The organism is Breoghania sp. (assembly GCF_963674635.1).
Taxonomy (GTDB): domain Bacteria; phylum Pseudomonadota; class Alphaproteobacteria; order Rhizobiales; family Stappiaceae; genus Breoghania.
In genome coordinates this window covers 2,362,659-2,379,264 of the sequence record NZ_OY771475.1, presented here as the reverse complement: position 1 = coordinate 2,379,264, position 16,606 = coordinate 2,362,659, and the positions used below count along the sequence as shown (strand labels likewise).

14 protein-coding genes and 1 riboswitch are annotated in these 16,606 nt (G+C 61.2%); of the genes, 9 read left to right on the top strand and 5 right to left on the bottom strand.

What is annotated here, in order from left to right:
* Nucleotides 1-2: 2 nt before the first annotated feature.
* Complete coding sequence (ispH, locus tag ABGM93_RS10285; protein WP_321499153.1) at nt 3-977, bottom strand: 4-hydroxy-3-methylbut-2-enyl diphosphate reductase; 975 nt, start codon at nt 975-977, stop codon at nt 3-5.
* A 236-nt stretch (nt 978-1,213) separates the two neighbouring features.
* Here ispH and ABGM93_RS10280 point away from each other — a divergent pair, with 236 nt between their 5' ends.
* The 5 genes from ABGM93_RS10280 (at nt 1,214) to gcvPB (ending at nt 6,857) form a co-directional block, all read left to right on the top strand.
* A complete protein-coding gene (locus ABGM93_RS10280; protein WP_321499152.1) occupies nt 1,214-1,801 on the top strand; it encodes a hypothetical protein in 588 nt (195 codons plus the stop codon).
* Between the two features lie 130 nt (nt 1,802-1,931).
* Nucleotides 1,932-2,023: riboswitch (glycine riboswitch) on the top strand.
* Between the two features lie 169 nt (nt 2,024-2,192).
* On the top strand, nt 2,193-3,338 hold the full coding sequence (gene gcvT, locus ABGM93_RS10275; protein ID WP_321499151.1) for a glycine cleavage system aminomethyltransferase GcvT: 1,146 nt from the start codon (nt 2,193-2,195) through the stop codon (nt 3,336-3,338).
* Between the two features lie 27 nt (nt 3,339-3,365).
* Nucleotides 3,366-3,737: a glycine cleavage system protein GcvH gene (gene gcvH, locus ABGM93_RS10270; RefSeq protein ID WP_319772903.1), complete on the top strand. Its 372-nt coding sequence runs from the start codon at nt 3,366-3,368 to the stop codon at nt 3,735-3,737.
* A 199-nt stretch (nt 3,738-3,936) separates the two neighbouring features.
* Nucleotides 3,937-5,286: an aminomethyl-transferring glycine dehydrogenase subunit GcvPA gene (gene gcvPA / locus ABGM93_RS10265; protein WP_321499150.1), complete on the top strand. Its 1,350-nt coding sequence runs from the start codon at nt 3,937-3,939 to the stop codon at nt 5,284-5,286.
* A complete protein-coding gene (gcvPB, locus tag ABGM93_RS10260; protein WP_321499149.1) occupies nt 5,283-6,857 on the top strand; it encodes an aminomethyl-transferring glycine dehydrogenase subunit GcvPB in 1,575 nt (524 codons plus the stop codon). The genes gcvPA and gcvPB overlap by 4 nt, the downstream gene beginning before the upstream one ends.
* Before the next feature lie 74 nt (nt 6,858-6,931).
* Here gcvPB and ABGM93_RS10255 read toward each other — a convergent pair whose 3' ends face one another.
* The 3 genes from ABGM93_RS10255 to ABGM93_RS10245 form a co-directional block, all read right to left on the bottom strand.
* Nucleotides 6,932-7,513, bottom strand: coding sequence for a hypothetical protein (locus tag ABGM93_RS10255; protein WP_321499148.1), 582 nt, complete (start codon nt 7,511-7,513; stop codon nt 6,932-6,934).
* Nucleotides 7,514-7,711: 198 nt separating this feature from the next.
* Nucleotides 7,712-8,866 (bottom strand): site-specific DNA-methyltransferase, encoded by a 1,155-nt coding sequence (locus ABGM93_RS10250; protein WP_321499147.1) that lies wholly within the window; start codon nt 8,864-8,866, stop codon nt 7,712-7,714.
* Between the two features lie 178 nt (nt 8,867-9,044).
* A complete protein-coding gene (locus ABGM93_RS10245; protein ID WP_321499146.1) occupies nt 9,045-9,722 on the bottom strand; it encodes a DNA-3-methyladenine glycosylase I in 678 nt (225 codons plus the stop codon).
* Between the two features lie 197 nt (nt 9,723-9,919).
* On the opposite strand from ABGM93_RS10245, the gene ABGM93_RS10240 reads away from it, so the two are divergent.
* Together ABGM93_RS10240 and ABGM93_RS10235 are read left to right on the top strand one after the other, a co-directional pair.
* Nucleotides 9,920-11,386 carry an AMP nucleosidase gene (locus ABGM93_RS10240; protein WP_321505826.1) on the top strand — a complete coding sequence of 489 codons (1,467 nt, stop codon included), beginning with the start codon at nt 9,920-9,922 and terminating at the stop codon, nt 11,384-11,386.
* 255 nt (nt 11,387-11,641) lie between these two features.
* Nucleotides 11,642-13,894 carry a PAS domain S-box protein gene (locus ABGM93_RS10235; protein ID WP_321499145.1) on the top strand — a complete coding sequence of 751 codons (2,253 nt, stop codon included), beginning with the start codon at nt 11,642-11,644 and terminating at the stop codon, nt 13,892-13,894.
* A 20-nt stretch (nt 13,895-13,914) separates the two neighbouring features.
* Here the strand turns inward: ABGM93_RS10235 and mutY are convergent, their stop codons facing one another.
* Nucleotides 13,915-14,988 (bottom strand): A/G-specific adenine glycosylase, encoded by a 1,074-nt coding sequence (gene mutY / locus ABGM93_RS10230; protein WP_321499144.1) that lies wholly within the window; start codon nt 14,986-14,988, stop codon nt 13,915-13,917.
* A gap of 248 nt (nt 14,989-15,236) precedes the next feature.
* On the opposite strand from mutY, the gene ABGM93_RS10225 reads away from it, so the two are divergent.
* Together ABGM93_RS10225 and ABGM93_RS10220 are read left to right on the top strand one after the other, a co-directional pair.
* Nucleotides 15,237-15,809: a DciA family protein gene (locus tag ABGM93_RS10225; RefSeq protein WP_321499143.1), complete on the top strand. Its 573-nt coding sequence runs from the start codon at nt 15,237-15,239 to the stop codon at nt 15,807-15,809.
* Between the two features lie 123 nt (nt 15,810-15,932).
* Entirely contained in the window at nt 15,933-16,598 is a 666-nt protein-coding gene (locus ABGM93_RS10220; protein ID WP_319772912.1) for a thioredoxin domain-containing protein, read from the top strand.
* Nucleotides 16,599-16,606: the final 8 nt, after the last annotated feature.

Below are 16,606 nucleotides of genomic sequence, written 5' to 3'. Positions count from 1 at the left end.
AATCACTCGGCGGCGGTGTTGCGCAATTCGCGCGGAAGATTGAAGGAGATCGTTTCCTCAGCCGTACGGACCGTTTCCACGGTCACCTCGTAGCGGGTGGCAAAGGCCTCGATGATTTCCTCCACCAGAACCTCCGGCGCCGAGGCCCCGGCGGTGACGGCGAGAGTGGAAATATCTGGAAAGCGTGACCAGTCGATGTCAGCGGCACGCTGGACGAGGATCGAATGGGGACATCCGGCCCGTTCCGCCACTTCGCGCAAGCGCTGCGAATTGGACGAATTGGGCGCGCCAACCACGATCATCGCATCGGCGCGTTCGGCCACCGCCTTGACCGCCTCCTGACGGTTGGTCGTCGCGTAACAGATGTCGTCCTTGTGCGGGGCGACGATATCGGGAAAGCGCTCGCGCAGGATCGCAACGATGGAGCTGGTGTCATCGACCGACAGGGTCGTCTGGGTGATCCAGGCCAGATTGTCCGGATTGTCCGGCTGGAAGTTGCGGGCGTCATCTTCCGTCTCGATGAGCTTGACCGTACCTTCCGGCAGCTGGCCCATCGTTCCGATCACTTCCGGATGTCCGGCATGTCCGATCAGAATGATCTCGCGGCCACGCTTGTGGTGGATCATCGCTTCTTTGTGAACCTTGGAAACGAGCGGGCAGGTGGCGTCGAGGAAAAACATCTGGCGCGCGGTGGCATCCGCAGGCACGGATTTCGGCACCCCATGGGCGGAGAAGATGACCGGGCGGTCGCCCGCCGGGATCTCGTCCAGTTCCTCGACAAAAACGGCGCCCTTGGCGCGCAGGCCTTCCACGACAAACTTGTTGTGCACAATCTCGTGGCGCACATAGACTGGCGGGCCATATTTCTCCAGAGCCAGCTCCACGATCTGGATTGCCCGGTCGACGCCCGCACAAAAGCCGCGCGGAGCGCAGAGCAGCACCGTCAGCTTCGGCTTGATCGCGTCACGTTCGCTCATGAAAGGTTCCTCAACGGTCCTGGAAAGGGCAATAGAGGAACGGGCCCCCTCTCTGTCAAGGGCTGCGGTGTTCATGCAGGCGCGCGTCGCGAGGCCATGCACGAGGCTTTGCGATTGTCATATTGTCTGGAAGTGTCGCCAAATTCGCCAGCCCCTGATATAGAGGCAGGCTTGAAGGTGCGGCAGGGCTATTTGAGAACCCGCCGCAAGCGTCTGGGTTCTTTCGGCGAGTAAACATGATGCGATTGACGATCTCGGGACGGATGGTTGGGGCGCTTTCAGGCGCGCTGTGCCTTGGCGCGTTGGCCGGTTGCGGCTCTTTCGGCGTGAGCGACAAGGCGGAAAGCGTCGGAAAGACCTTCGTCTCTGGCGGCGGCACGACGGAATCGCCCATTGATCCGAGCATCTTTGCCTCGCAGGCCTATTGTCCGCCCATCGAGGTGCGCGCAGACACCTACATTCTCAAGGCCTACGCCCGTGGCAAGCAGGATGACCCGGACGGGCTGCAATATCAGGCCACGATCCGCAAATATGCGCGTGAGTGCAATCGCGTTGGCGACAACGAGATGACGATCAAGGTCGGTGTGTCCGGTCGCGTCGTGGCAGGGCCGGCGCCAACACGCGGTCCGGTCGTTCTGCCCCTGCGCATTGCAGTGACCAGTGACGACAACAAGGTTCTGGCGTCCCAGCTCGTGCCGGTCGAGATCGGCCTTGCGGAAGCCGGCGGGTCTGCCGCCTGGACGCGTGTTGTCGAAGATGTCCGTGTGCCGATCGAAGGCGCGAGCCGCGTCTATGTCGGTTTCGACAATGGGTCGAAGCGCTGATCCTGCTTCAGGGGGGCGGACAGGAGTGCAAGAGGTGACTGCGAGGTGCGTGGGGAGATTGACTTGCCGCGCACTCGTCTGGATTATGGCTAGCCGCTGACTGATGGTCGCGAGTCGGCGCTACACTGAAAATGGCCAAGCGGGAGAGATCGGAACTTATGTTCCGCCGCCGAAGGAGCAACCGCCCCGGAAACTCTCAGGCAAAAGGACCGCAAGGCAAGCGACACTCTGGAAAGCGGCCGCGCAAGAAGCGTGACGGCACACCGAAGGAGTAATCGCAAGGCCGCCCTTGAGGTGGCCTTGTGGGAAATCTCTCAGGTACTCGGACAGAGGGGGCGCGAATGGATGAGATCCATATCGCCCCCGTGACTCTGAAAACCGAGGTGAGCCTATGGCCGATCCCGCCGCGAGCGGACCGTTGCTTGAAACGCCCCTGCATTCCCTTCATGTGGAGCTTGGCGCCCGCATGGTGCCTTTTGCCGGCTACGACATGCCGGTTCAGTATGAAGGCATCATCGCCGAGCATACCTGGACCCGGGAAAACGCCGGTCTTTTCGATGTTTCCCACATGGGGCAGGCCTGGCTTGTCGGCCCGGACCATGAAACCACGGCGCGCGCTCTTCAGGCGATCGTTCCCTCCGCCATCACCACGCTCGGTGAAGGACGCATCCGTTATACGGTGCTGCTGAATGCACAAGGCGGCATCGTGGACGACCTGATGGTCACTCGCCCGGTCGAACCCGGTTCGGATGGTCGCCTCTTCCTCGTTGTCAATGCCGCGCGCAAGGATGTCGATTTCCCGATGATCGAGGCGGCGTTGCCCGACGGCGTGCGCCTTGAGATCCTGGAAGATCGCGCGCTCATAGCCCTTCAGGGGCCGAAGGCTGCCGCGGTCCTGGCAAAGCACGTCGCCGGTGCCGACGAGATGGGGTTCATGACCTCCGCGGATGGTGAGTTCGACGGCGTCGAGGTCAAAGTCTCGCGCTCCGGTTATACCGGTGAGGACGGCTACGAGATTTCCATTCCCTCGGTTTCGGCAGACGCTGTGGTGCGGGCACTGCTTGCCCATGATGAGGTAAAGCCGATCGGCCTTGGCGCGCGCGACAGCCTGCGTCTGGAAGCGGGGCTTTGCCTTTATGGCCACGATATCGACGAGACCACCTCCCCGGTGGAAGGCGATATTTCCTTCGTTTTGCAAAAGAGCCGCCGCGAGGCCGCCGATTTCCCAGGTGCTCAGCGCATCCTGAAGGAATTTGGGGAAGGCCCGGCCCGCAAGCGCGTCGGGTTCCGTCTCGAAGGACGTGCGCCTGCGCGCGAGGGAGCGGATGTGCTTTCCGTCAATGGCGAGGAGATCGGCGTTCTGACGTCGGGTGGATTTGCCCCCAGTGTCGGCGCTCCGATCGCAATGGGGACCATCGATGCCGCGCATGCGGGCGAGGGAACGCCCGTCAAGATTCTGGTGCGTGGACGTGAACTGGAGGCGCATGTCGCTTCCATGCCCTTCGTTCCGCACCGCTACTACCGTAAACCAGCCTGATAATGGCACCTCCCAGGGACTGACAAGATGACCACCTATTACTCCAAGGATCACGAATGGGTTGCCGTGGACGGCGATGTCGCGACCATTGGCATCACCGATTACGCGCAGAGCCAGCTCGGCGATGTCGTTTTCGTCGAACTGCCGGACGTCGGAAAGACGCTCGCGCAGGGGGACGAAGCGGCTGTCGTGGAATCGGTGAAGGCCGCCAGCGAGGTCTACGCCCCGATCTCCGGCGATGTGGCCGAAGCCAACGGCGCGCTGGTCGATGAGCCTGCAAAGGTCAACGAGGATCCGGAAGGCTCCGCTTGGTTCATCAAGATGAAGGTCGCGAACCCGGCCGAACTTGAGGAGCTGATGGACGAAGCCGCCTACAAGGCCTTCGTCGAGTCGCTTTGACGCCATCGTTCCGCGCCTTCCCGGCGCGCCGATGCAGTCTTCCGGTTTCCGCGATTTGGGGCATGCGGCAAAGGCCCGGCGCACACGGCTTCGTGTCCGGTCCCAGCCGTTTCCCCGATTGCTGTTGCCGCGTCCCTTTCGGGGGCGCGGGCCGGAAGCGGCGTTTGCCATAGCTTGAGACCAGATCGGATCTGAACCCATGCGCTATCTCCCCCTGAGCGATCAGGATCGCGCCGACATGCTGGCCCGTATCGGCATCGGCTCGATCGACGAGCTGTTCGCCGACATTCCAGAGGCCGCGCGCCTCACCGAGCCGATGGACCTGCCGCGCCGCAAGAGCGAGCTTGAGGTGGAACGTCACCTTTCGCGCCTCGCCGCGCAAAACGTGCCGGCTTCCTCCGTGCCGTTCTTCATTGGCGGCGGCGCCTACAAGCACCATGTGCCCTCCACGGTGGATCACCTGATCCAGCGGTCCGAGTTCCTGACCTCCTACACGCCCTATCAGCCCGAAATCACGCAAGGCACGTTGCAGGCGCTGTTTGAGTTCCAGACCCAGATCGCCAACATCACCGCCATGGATGTGGCCAATGCCTCCATGTATGACGGGTCCACGGCGGCTGCCGAAGCCGTGCTGATGGCGCACCGGGTGACCCGGCGCAACAAGGCGGTGATTTCCGGCGGCCTGCACCCGCATTATCGCGCAGTCATCCGCACCACCTCCGAGTTGGCCGATGACACGTTCGACATCCTGCCCGCCGACCCGACCGGCACCGAGGATATCCTCTCGCGCATCGACAACGAGACCTCCTGCGTCGTCGTCCAGTCACCGTCCTTCTACGGCCAGTTGATCGACCTGAAGCCGATCGCGGAAAAGGCCCATGAATGCGGTGCGCTGCTGATCGCGGTCTTCACCGAGGTCGTCTCGCTCGGCCTGATCGAGCCTGCGGGCACGCAAGGTGCCGATATCGTGGTGGGCGAGGGCCAGTCTCTCGGCAATCCGCTGACCTTTGGCGGCCCCTATGTCGGCCTCTTCGCCACGCGCCAGAAATACATCCGTCAGATGCCCGGACGCCTGTGCGGCGAGACGGTGGACGCCGATGGCAAGCGCGGCTTCGTGCTCACGCTGTCGACCCGCGAGCAGCATATTCGCCGCGAAAAGGCGACCTCGAACATCTGCACCAATGCCGGGCTCTGCCAGCTTGCCTTTACCATCCACATGACGCTGCTGGGTGAGACGGGCTTTGAACAGCTGGCGCTCGCCAACCATGCCTCCGCCGTGAAGCTCGCCGGGTTGCTGGAAGGCATCGACGGGGTGGAGCTGCTCAACGAGACGTTCTTCAACGAATTTACGCTTCGCCTGACGGGCAAGGATGCGGAGATGATCGTCGACAGCCTTGCCGACAAGGGCATCATGGCCGGTGTTCCGGTCAAGCGTATTGATCCGGTTTCCAAGGGCGTGGACGACTTGCTGGTTGTCGCGGCCACCGAAATCAACACCGACGAGGACCGCGCTGCATACGCTGCCGCGCTGAAGGAGGTGCTGGCATGAGCATGAACAACCAAGGCCGCCCCTCCACGCCAAACGCGCCTGGCGCCGTGGCCGAACACAAGACGTTCACCGGCAACCAGGCACTTCAGATCGAGGAACCGTTGCTCTTCGAGATCGGGCGCAATGATGTCACCGGTGTCGATATCGACGTGCCGCTCGACTTCAAGCCGCGTCTGGGTGGGCATCGCCGCACGGCGGCCATCGACTTGCCCGGTCTCTCCGAGCCGGAAGCCATGCGCCATTACGTGCGTCTGTCGCAGAAGAACTATGCCATCGACATGGGGCTTTATCCGCTGGGCTCGTGCACGATGAAGCACAATCCGCGCCTCAACGAAAAGATGGCCCGGTTGCCCGGCTTTGCCGATGTCCATCCGTTGCAGCCGCTTTCCACGGTCAAGGGCGCGGTGGAATTGATCGCGCAGCTCGGTCGCTGGTTGCTGGTCACCACGGGCATGGCCTCCGTCGCCATGAGCCCGAAGGCCGGCGCGCATGGCGAGCTGTGCGGCATGATGGCGATCAAGGCGGCGCTCAAGGCGCGCGGCGAAAACCGCTCCAAGGTGCTGGTGCCGGAAAGCGCCCACGGCACCAACCCGGCGACCGCCGCGCTTCTGGGCTACAAGGTCGTGACCATTCCGGCTCGCGAGGACGGCACGGTCGATCCGGCTTCCGTTCGCGCATTGCTGGATGATCAGGTCGCCGCGATCATGCTGACCAACCCGAATACCTGCGGGTTGTTCGAGCGCGACATCAAGGAGATCGCCGACGCCGTGCATGAGGTGGGCGCCTATTTCTACTGCGACGGCGCGAACTTCAACGCCATTGTCGGCAAGGCCAAGCCCGGCGAGCTTGGCGTCGATGCCATGCATATCAACCTGCACAAGACCTTCTCCACCCCGCATGGCGGTGGTGGTCCGGGTGCCGGTCCGGTGGTGCTGTCAGACAAGCTTGCCCCGTTTGCGCCGGTTCCCTATGTGCGCTTTGAGGGCGACACGGCCGAGTTCATCGAGACCCGCGCCGAGGCCAAGGAACATGGCGACACGCCATTCGGGCGCATGACTGCGTTCCACGGCCAGATGGGCATGTTCATCCGCGCGCTCTCCTTCATGCTGAGCCACGGCTGTGATGGCCTGAAGCAGGCGTCTGAGGATGCGGTGCTGAACGCCAATTACATCCGCGTCGGCCTGCAGGACCTGATGAGCCTGCCCTTCGGCGAACGCGCCTACATGCACGAAGTGCTCTTCGACGACACGTTCCTGAAGGACACGGGCGTGACCACGCTCGATTTCGCCAAGGCGATGATCGATGAGGGCTATCATCCGATGACCATGTATTTCCCGCTGGTCGTCCACGGGGCCCTTCTGATCGAGCCGACGGAATCGGAAAGCCTGGCGAGCCTGGATCTGTTCATCGCCACGCTGCGCGATCTGGTCATGGCGGCCAAGAGCGGCGAGAGCGACCGCTTCACCGGAGCGCCCTGGCACAGTCCGCGCCGTCGTCTCGATGAGACGGCTGCCGCACGCAAACCGGTCCTCAAATGGACCCGCCCGGCTCCCGCAGAAGCCGCCGAGTAAGGCCAGGCACATCGCGAAAATGAAAACGCCGGCCCTGTGGCCGGCGTTTTTGCACCTTGAGGCGGGAAAAGCGCCTATTCGGGGCACTCGTTGGGCTGCAAATCCATGTTCCATTCCTCAACCGGCATGGCACTCAGGGATTTGATGGTCGTCTTGGTCCCGTCGATCACCGCATTGCCTGTCAGCAGGTTCACGTCGCAGTTGCCTGTAAGCTTGGGGTCGAGCGTATCCCATGTGTCGAGCGTGTAACCGGCGACCAGAAAGCGGTTGTCGCGATAGGCGATGGTCAGCGTTTTCCGCCAGCGCCCGCGCCCAATGGATTCATTGCCGGAGATGAGTTTGAGCGATCCGCTCGCGGAGACCTCAAGCCGGGGGCGCTGGCCGAACATCGCGCCCCGCCACACGATGTCGCTCGCGTGAGCCGCCAGATGACGGCCTTCTGTGTCTTCGGTGTAGAGATAGAGGTCTGCCCCATCCTCCACATCGACCAGAACCGCGCGATAGGCGAAGGCATCGCCTTTCAAGGGGCCGGTAGCGAAGCCCGCGACAGATGATGCGGAGATCAACTCAGCTGCCTGGCCAGGCAGGGCGGCAGAAAACGCGAGGGGGGCGGAAAGCAACGTCGCCTTGAAGGCCTTGGACAATGTAAAGGGCATGAACCGATGATCCCGAAAATGCGGCAGACGAGCGAAGGGCGATGCGAAAGGTGAAAAGAGGGCTGAGAGTGCGCCGATTTTCGCATTCGCACAAGCCGGGGTGATCCCGAGGTCAAACGAAAAACGCCCCCTCGCAATCGACTGCGAGGGGGCGTCGGTGTTCGCGGGGATGCGAACGGCCACCATGCCTGTTACTCATTACCGTGGCATGCTGGATCTGATTTCTTCGCGCAGCGTATCTATTGGCTCCAGGACACTTCCACGGCGGAAGTGCCAGTAAGTCCAACCATTGCAGGCTTCCGCCGATTGAACGAGCGCACCCACCTTGTGGATGGACCCTTCAAAGGCACCGCAGACAAGCGAGCCGTCGGCGCGCACCATCGCCCGGTTCTTGCCGCGCGAGCAGGTCAGCTCCGAGCCGGGCTTCAGAAGACCCGCTTCCAGAAGCGTTCCAAAGGGAATGCGTTTTTGCGCGCGCTTGCCCTTGGTCGTCTCCAGAACCAGTCCTTCTCCCGGCTCAATCGCCGCGATGCGCTTGGTTGCCGCCTCGATATAGGAGCGTTGCCGCTCCACACCGACGAAGTGGCGACCGAGCTTCTTGGCCACCGCCCCTGTCGTGCCTGTTCCGAAGAACGGATCGAGCACCACGTCACCGGGGTTGGTGGACGATAGCAGCACACGATAGAGCAACGATTCCGGCTTCTGGGTCGGGTGGACCTTGTCGCCGTTCTCGTCCTTCAACCGTTCCCCGCCATTGCACAGCGGCAGGTGCCAGTCCGAGCGCATCTGGAGGTCGTCATTGAACGACTTCAGAGCCTCGTAATTAAAGGTGTAGCCCTTGGCATCCTTGGATGGGGTGGCCCAGATCATCGTCTCATGGGCATTGGTGAACCGCTTGCCCCGGAAGTTGGGCATCGGGTTCGACTTCAGCCACACGACGTCGTTCAGGAGCCAGAAGCCCAAATCCTGCATCTTCGCGCCGACGCGGAAGATGTTGTGATAGGAGCCGATCACCCAAAGTGTGCCGGTCGGTTTCAGGACGCGTTTGACCGCCAGAAGCCATGCGCGGGTGAATGCGTCATAAGCTTCGAAGCTCTCGAACTGGTCCCAGGCATCGTCGCAGGCATCCACCCGCGACTGATCAGGCCGATGAAGTTCGCCACCAAGCTGCAGATTGTAGGGCGGATCTGCAAAGACGACGTCGACCGAATGCTTCGGCAGCCTCTCCAGCGCGGCGATGCAATCACCGACGAGGATGGTGTCGAGCCAAGCCGGCTTAAGGTCGGAACCCGTGCCGGGGAGAGAGGGGTAGCGGGGCGCCGTCGCCGACGCCCCTGAACGCAGTACACTCATTGCGACGCAAAACCTTACGCAATTACGAGTGTCATGGTTACCGGATTAGGTAAATCGAGCGTTAATGGTGAATCGAAAAATTTTAGTTGAATCAATAGTTTGCTAATAAGGATTAAACTCTCTTACTAAAACACTAAGGCCCTGTCACACATCCGGGCATAGTCCTTTACAAAGCCTTTCAATCGTCCACCGAGAGAGCGAGAAGTCGGCTCACCTGCATCATCGGGCGACCGGATTCACGCACCCATCCGTTAAAGGCTGCCTGAACGGCAGTCTGGGCAGGGCGCGAATAGACGGCGCGTTCGATGACTTTTTCGCGTGCGAGCGCAGCAAGCACGGACGAACTCAGAACGAAGCCGTCGCGACGCATGAAGCGCAGGGCAAGCTGGGCGGTCGTGCCGCCAAGGAGGCTGCCATTGCGCTTGAGCAGATCGGTCAGGCCCATCTGGTCGGCCACGGGCCAGCGGGCCAGGAGGTTGGCTGCAGAGCCGTTCTCCTCGGCGAGCCTGGTGAACATGACCGCATTGTCGCGCACCGACAGGATTTTGGCCGAATTGCGCACCAGCTTCTTGTCCGCGAGCAGGCGGTCGAGGTCGTCATCAGACATCCGCGCGCAGCGACGCGGGTCGAAATTCCAGAAGAGGTCCTCGAAATGCGGCCATTTCGCCTCGATGGCCTTCCAGGAGAAGCCCGCCTGGAAGACGCAGCGCGTGAAGGCCGCCAGCCATCGGTCGTCCGGCATTTCGGCCAGCTCGTCGGCGCTGAGCGGCTGGAAGTCGGCAAGGATCGCCTCCACAGCGTTTGATCCGCCGTGCAGTTTTGCCGCCATTTCGAAGATCTCGTCGAAGCTGTGCATGATGCACCCCAATTGAGATATCAGTCTACCGCATGTGGTCGTGGTGCTTGACCGCGCCATCTTGCCGCCCGAACCTTGTGTCACGAGATCGTTGGCCCAAAGGCTTGGTCCGCTATCCCAAAAGCCTGAGCCCAAGAGACGGAGTGTCGAACGTGAACGAACGTTGGAGTTCGCCCTCAGATGCCGTTGGTTGCGAGATCGAGCAGCCTCCGCATTTGGCTTTTGAATCATTTCGCGACGCCGCCGCAGCGGTCGAACGCCTGCAGCAGATATTTGTCAGAAACACGACCTTTCTGCGAGAGCGCTTTTCAAGGCTTGCCAAAGGCGATGTCCCGGCAGCGCGCGTCAGGGCCTGTTACCCACAGGTGCGTATCACCACGACCAGTCACGCCCGGCTGGATCAACGCCTCTCCTACGGTTTCGTTGCCGGCCCCGGCCATCACGCGACGACCATCACGCGGCCAGATCTTTTTTCCTCCTACCTGGAACAGCAACTCGATCTGCTGATCAGGAATCACGACGTACCGGTGGAGGTCGGGGTGTCGGAGACGCCGATCCCGCTGCACTTCGCCTTTTTCGATGGAACCAACGTGGACGGCGCTGCGATCAGTGAACTCGACCGCCCTCTTGCCGACATTTTCGATGTGCCGGATCTGGCGATCATGGACGATGCGATCGCCAATGGCACGTATGAAGTCCCACCTGGCGGATTGCATCCTCTCGCCCCCTTCACCGCACCGCGCGTGGATTATTCCCTCCAGCGTCTTCAGCACTATTCCGCCACCGCCGCGGAGCATTTCCAGAATTATGTGCTTTTCACCAACTATCAGTTCTACGTGGACGAGTTCTGCAAGACGGCACGGCTGCTTCTGGAGGACGAGACCAGCCCCTACACGAGCTTTGTGGAGCCGGGCAACCGGATCTTCCGGCGCGGCGAGGGGAATGCGGGCGTGGCTGCCCCCCTTGCTCCCCTGCCGCAAATGCCTGCCTACCACCTGAAAGCACCGAATGGCGACGGTATCACCATGGTGAATATCGGCGTCGGGCCTTCCAACGCCAAGACGATCACCGACCATATCGCCGTGCTGCGGCCCCATGCCTGGTTGATGCTGGGGCACTGCGCGGGTCTTCGCAACACCCAGAAGCTTGGAGACTACGTGCTGGCGCATGGCTATGTGCGCGAGGATCATGTGCTCGATGACGACCTGCCCACTTGGGTGCCGATCCCGCCTCTGGCGGAAGTCCAGGTGGCGGTGGAGGAAGCGGTCGCCAGGGTGACGGGACTGGAGGGGTATGACCTGAAGCGCGTCATGCGGACAGGCACGGTCGCCTCCATCGACAACAGAAACTGGGAACTGCGCGATCACCGCGAGCCGGTCCGTCGTTTTTCCCAATCGCGCGCCATCGCGCTCGATATGGAATCCGCGACCATCGCAGCCAATGGTTTCCGCTTCCGGGTGCCCTACGGCACGCTCCTTTGCGTCTCCGACAAGCCCTTGCATGGCGAATTGAAACTGCCGGGCATGGCCACGGAATTCTACAAGCGCCAGGTCGCCCAGCATCTGGAAATCGGGCTTCGCGCCATGGAGACGCTTCGGGCCATGCCGAAGGAGCGATTGCATTCGCGCAAGTTGCGCAGTTTCGCGGAAACCCCGTTCCAGTAGCCCGCTCCGGCAAGCAGGTTGAGGGCGCCTCTTGCGCAAACGAGGAGCCCTCATGTCCTGTCGGGTTTCGGGCGACCAAAAATGCAGGACTTCATGTGTAGGCTAATGGATTGAAAACAGTGCAGATACATGATCCATGGCGGCTGCCGGTTGTGGTAATAGGTAGTTGTACGGGTTGGTCGTCGGGATGCCGCAACGTTACAAGTTAAGCGTTATACTGGATGCGAAATTTGTCTATTGCGGGAAACTCATGTTGTGTCAGGAGATTTAGGGCGCCGCGATGATGCCGTTTCAGGTATTTCTTTTGCCGGGGTACTTATCACTGCCGCAGTTTTTTATTTGTCGGTGGCAATCCCTCTGATCGCGATTGTCGCAGGGCTTCACATTGTGGATGCATATTTTGAGCATCGGCAATGGGCGGCACGGCAATTGGCCTCCGTTCGGGTGGCCAGCGAGTCGCTGCTCGTGCCTGTCTATCAGGCGGTGAGTGACCTGTCTCTCATGGTGGATGTTGCCTCTGAGCTGGTCAATGAGCCGGATGGGTTGGACGAATTGACCCGTGAGTTCGTTCGGTTTTCACGACACCGGGCCGTTTACGATCAGATCCGTTTTATAAATACGCAAGGCATGGAGCGCATTCGCGTTCAGCATCGCAATGGTGCGACTTCGGTTGTGCCGTCCACCCAACTGCATTCCGAGGCGGGGCGTGAGTTCTTCACCAGCACAATGGCACTGGAGCGTGATGACGTTTATGTCTCTTCCTTCGATCTGAATGGCGAAACCAACAGGGGCGAGCATCGGCCGCGTCCCACGATACGGCTGGTCCAGCCAGTGGTCGATCCTTCCGGTACTCGGCGCGGGATTCTCGTTTTCAATCTGGACGGCGAAAAAGTGCTGGAAGTGCTGGTGCGCCGCGATCGAAACTCGGATTTGCGGTACTGGCTGGTCAATCCTTCTGGATGTTGGCTGTTCAGTGATGATCCGACCCATGCCTGGAGCCAGCAACATGGGCATTGCAAGAGCATCGCCGAGGTGGCCGGGCTTTCCGAGGCGCTTGAAAACCCCGCAGGGGGGCTGATCAATACGCCCAAGGGGCAATTCGCCTTCAAAAGGGTCTTCCTGGGCAGACGGAACATTACAGGCACCGTGGACAATGTCCTGAGTGAGGATCCCTATTGGATTGCCCTCACGGTCGTGAAGTCGGATTTGCTCAACTCAAATTCACGTGCCCGGCTGGAGGTCATGATCGTGATTGGGGCGATCGTGCTGGCCGCTCTGGTTCCTGCCTCCTTCTATTGGGGACGTTGGCGTCGGCGGGCCGAGCGCGCAAAATGGCGTGAGCGGCTCTATGCACAGGTCATCGAGCAGTCAGAGGAATTGGTCTACGTCACGTCTCCGGATGCCACGATCGTCTACGCAAATCCGGCTGTGACCAGGCTGACCGGCTATCAGCGTGAGGAATTGATTGGCAACAAGCCGAGCATTTTTCAGTCCGGTCGTCAGAGCGCAATGTTCTATGCCTCCTTGTGGAAGAGACTGAGGGCAGCAAAACCGGTTCAGGCCGTGTTCGTAAATCGGCGCAAGGATGGGACGGTCTTCTATGAGAGCAAGACCATTTCGCCGTTGTTGAACGACCGGGGCGAGGCCACGCATCTGGTTTCAATCGGTCGCGATATCACCGCCGAGCAGGAACGTCAGGAACGCGAGATGCGGCTGGCGGACCAGTTGTCGCTTCAGCTCTCCCACCATTTCAACAACCTCCTGTCGCCAATCGTCAATTATGCGGAAATGGCAGCCGACACGGCGGAGGAAAACGAGCAGGCCGGTATTCGCGCCGATATCGAGAAGGTTCTCTCAGGCGCCAATCGCATCCGCGACGTTCTGGTGAAGATCTCCGCGATGTCGCTTAGCTCGCGGTTGTCGCAGGGCGTTCAAGTGGTGGGCCGTGTGGTGCGCAGCATTCTCAAGATCGAGCGCTCTGCGCTGCCGGACAACGTGCATCTTTCCCTCGAACTCGAAGACGGCATGGATCATGTCGGCGTCGAGTTCGACGATCTGGCGTTGATCCTGAGCGAGCTTATCGGCAACGCGCGCGATGCAATCGAGGACGAAGGAACAATATCCCTCAGTGCGGGTCTCGTGACATACAATGGCGCTCAGGCCTGTTCTACCTGCGGCGAGCCCTTGAGCGGCGATTTCATCGAAATCACCGTCAGCGATACGGGACGTGGCATGTCCGCCTCCGAGCTGAGCCATGCCTTCGATCCGTTTTTCTCAACCAAGGCATCGTCACGGCTGGTTGGCGAGACGCTTGGCATCGGCTTGTCGCGGGTTCGCAGTCGGGTCCATGCGGCGGGCGGACATATCAAGATCTACAGTCAACAGGGGAAGGGCACGAGCGTACATGTGCTGTGTCCGGTGCGCGAGATCGTCGCGAAGAGCGGGGACGGCGACGCCGATGAACACGCCGACGAAGACAATGGTTCTTTGGGCGTAGCCGCCTCCTGAGACAGGCATGAGGGCGGGGCTCAAGCCTCGCCGAGCCCCGCCGCAACGGCCTTTTTCATAACGGTTGGAAGCGCTTCGCCGCCAAGCTCGTCGGGCGTTGACCACCAGTGTCCATCGGGGGCGGGAACGTTTCCGTCGGCATGGGCACGCCAGACCGTCATCTCCAGATGAAAGTGCGTGAACGTGTGACGCACCGGGGCAAGGCATTTTCGCCAGTCGAGCACCAACGGGGCAAGCGACAGGTCGTCGGTCGCCGCATCCGGTGCCCACACGCTTGTCGGAGGTTCGCTCATGCCGCCCAACAGGCCTTTCCTGGGCCGTTGGCGCAGAAGAACCGCGCCATCGGCGCGAACCGCGACGAAGGCCATGCCTCGCCGCGTGGGCTTGGCCGCCTTGGCGGCCTTGCGCGGAAAGGTCTCCGCGGTCCCAGACGCGTGCGCGCGGCAGGACTCGTTCCAGGGGCACAGGGTGCAGGCGGGTTGTCGCGGCGAGCACAGGGTCGCGCCCAGATCCATCATCGCCTGGGCAAAGTCTCCAGGTCGTGTCTTCGGGGTCAGGTCCGCGGTGCGTTCCCGGATCTCCGCCTTAGCCTGCGGCAGAGGCGTTTCGATGGCGTGGATCCGGCTGATCACGCGCTCAACATTGCCGTCGACAACGCTCGCCGGGCGATCGAATGCGATCGCGGCGATGGCGGCGGCGGTATAGGGACCGATGCCTGGCAGGGCGCGCAGGCCCTCTTCGGTTTCGGGAAAACGCCCGCCATGTTCCTGCGCCACCATGTCGGCGCAGGCCTTCAGATTGCGCGCCCGCGAATAGTAGCCAAGCCCTGCCCAAGCCTTCAGAACGTCACTCTCGTCTGCCTGCGCCAAGGCCATGACATCCGGCCACTTTTGCGTGAAAGCCTGGAAGTATGCCTTGACGGCTGCAACCGTCGTCTGCTGAAGCATGATCTCCGAAAGCCAGACCCGATAGGGGTCAGGCTTGACGCCTTGGGCACGGTCTTCTGGCGAGACCCGCCATGGCAGCGTACGGGCATGGCGGTCATACCACTGGAGCAGGGTGTCGGCCTGAGGGGCGGGGAATCGTCGGGTCATGAGCGAAACAGGACCTCACTCGCAGGTGAAAGACAAGCCGGAAAGCGGCATGCCCAGGCAGTGCCCGACATGAGGTTTGCCACCTGACCGCCGCACTCCGGGGGTAGACCGCCAGGGGTATTCCGGTTCGGGCTACGGATCCCTCGGTCGCTGTCCGTTCTGGCGTGACACGCCGCGGCGGAGTAGACAGGGACGACAAAACGTATCGGTTGGATGCAACTGCCGAAGTGAGTGGGCGAGCATTTGGAATGAGCGGAAAAGATCGTGCTTCCGGTTCAAGCGACTATGACCGGCATGCCCGGCAGTCGCAGGGCAGCGCGTCGCGTGGGCGACGTCGCTCCGCCAAGCCGCTTGCCGACCTCATTGGTGGTGTTCTGGAGCCTGCCTGCCGCAAGCGCGGCTTCGCGACAGCGGACCTGATCTCCCTTTGGCCGGATATTGTCGGCGATCGGTACGGCAGGACCACGCAGCCGGAGGCCCTGCACTGGCCGAGGCGACGCGACGGGGGCAGTGATGCCGTCCCGGAACCTGCGACACTGGTGATCCGCTGCGATGGTCCCAGTGCCCTTTTCCTGCAGCATGAGCTGCCCCAAATGATCCAGCGGATAAACATGTTCTTCGGTTGGGCTGCGGTTGGCCGGATCAAGATCGTCCAGAGGCCGCTCAAAAGGCAGCCTGAGCGCGCGATCCCGAAGCAGCGGGCCCTGAGCGATCTGGAGGAGGCGGAGTTGAAACGTCAGCTGGAGGATGTGCCGGACACACCCTTGCGCGCGGCGCTCGACAAGCTCGGCCGCTCCATCAAGGCACGGCGCGCGAAATGAGCGCGCTCGGGCTGTTCATGGTCAGTTCAACTTCGGGCTGGCACATCTTGAAACGACATTGACAGGGGCGGCCGGAGACCACCGTCGGCCCGTGCAATAATCCAGAGAAACGATCAGTTGAGGATGACACCCGTGAAAGTGACCGCTGTGAACCTGTCCAGAAGGCAGATCCTTCAAGGTGTAGCCGCCATTGGCGCAGGCGCCATGCTGGCCCCGCTCCTGCCGATGCCGGCTTTTGCGGAGAGCTTTTCTCCCATGGAGCTGCAAAAGCAGGGTCTTCTGGAAGACATGTTCATCGGCAGTCCCGACGCTCCGGTAACGATCATCGAATATGCGTCGCTCACATGCAGTCATTGCGCGACCTTCGCAACCGAGAGCTTTCCGTATCTGAAGAAAGAATATATCGATACGGGTAAGGTGTATTACACAATGCGGGAGTTCCCGCTTGACAATCTTGCTTTCGCGGCAAGTATGCTTTCAAGGTGCGCTCCAAAGGAGCAGTATTATGACATTCTGCATCTGTTTTTTGAGCAGCAGCGCAAATGGGCCTTCACACAGGACCCGCTGGGCAATCTGAAAGCCATGGCGAAGCAGATTGGCTACAACGACAAGACATTCGAGGAGTGCTTGTCGAATCAGAGTATTCTTGATGGCGTGAACGAGTCACGGGAACGGGCGAACAAGGAATTCGGTGTGAATTCGACGCCCACCTTTTTCATCAATGGGGAAAAGCACCCCGGGGCGCTGACGGTTGAACAGCTCGACGAAATCATCAAGCCGCTGCTCTGACCTGCTTG

Bases quoted from the DNA above. Each gene is read 5' to 3' on its own strand.
- ispH (WP_321499153.1), bottom strand. From the start codon at position 977: ATGAGCGAACGTGACGCGATCAAGCCGAAGCTGACGGTGCTGCTCTGC.
- ABGM93_RS10280 (WP_321499152.1), top strand. From the start codon at position 1,214: ATGATGCGATTGACGATCTCGGGACGGATGGTTGGGGCGCTTTCAGGC.
- gcvT (WP_321499151.1), top strand. From the start codon at position 2,193: ATGGCCGATCCCGCCGCGAGCGGACCGTTGCTTGAAACGCCCCTGCAT.
- gcvH (WP_319772903.1), top strand. From the start codon at position 3,366: ATGACCACCTATTACTCCAAGGATCACGAATGGGTTGCCGTGGACGGC.
- gcvPA (WP_321499150.1), top strand. From the start codon at position 3,937: ATGCGCTATCTCCCCCTGAGCGATCAGGATCGCGCCGACATGCTGGCC.
- gcvPB (WP_321499149.1), top strand. From the start codon at position 5,283: ATGAGCATGAACAACCAAGGCCGCCCCTCCACGCCAAACGCGCCTGGC.
- ABGM93_RS10255 (WP_321499148.1), bottom strand. From the start codon at position 7,513: ATGCCCTTTACATTGTCCAAGGCCTTCAAGGCGACGTTGCTTTCCGCC.
- ABGM93_RS10250 (WP_321499147.1), bottom strand. From the start codon at position 8,866: ATGAGTGTACTGCGTTCAGGGGCGTCGGCGACGGCGCCCCGCTACCCC.
- ABGM93_RS10245 (WP_321499146.1), bottom strand. From the start codon at position 9,722: ATGCACAGCTTCGACGAGATCTTCGAAATGGCGGCAAAACTGCACGGC.
- mutY (WP_321499144.1), bottom strand. From the start codon at position 14,988: ATGACCCGACGATTCCCCGCCCCTCAGGCCGACACCCTGCTCCAGTGG.
- ABGM93_RS10225 (WP_321499143.1), top strand. From the start codon at position 15,237: ATGAGCGGAAAAGATCGTGCTTCCGGTTCAAGCGACTATGACCGGCAT.
- ABGM93_RS10220 (WP_319772912.1), top strand. From the start codon at position 15,933: ATGACACCCGTGAAAGTGACCGCTGTGAACCTGTCCAGAAGGCAGATC.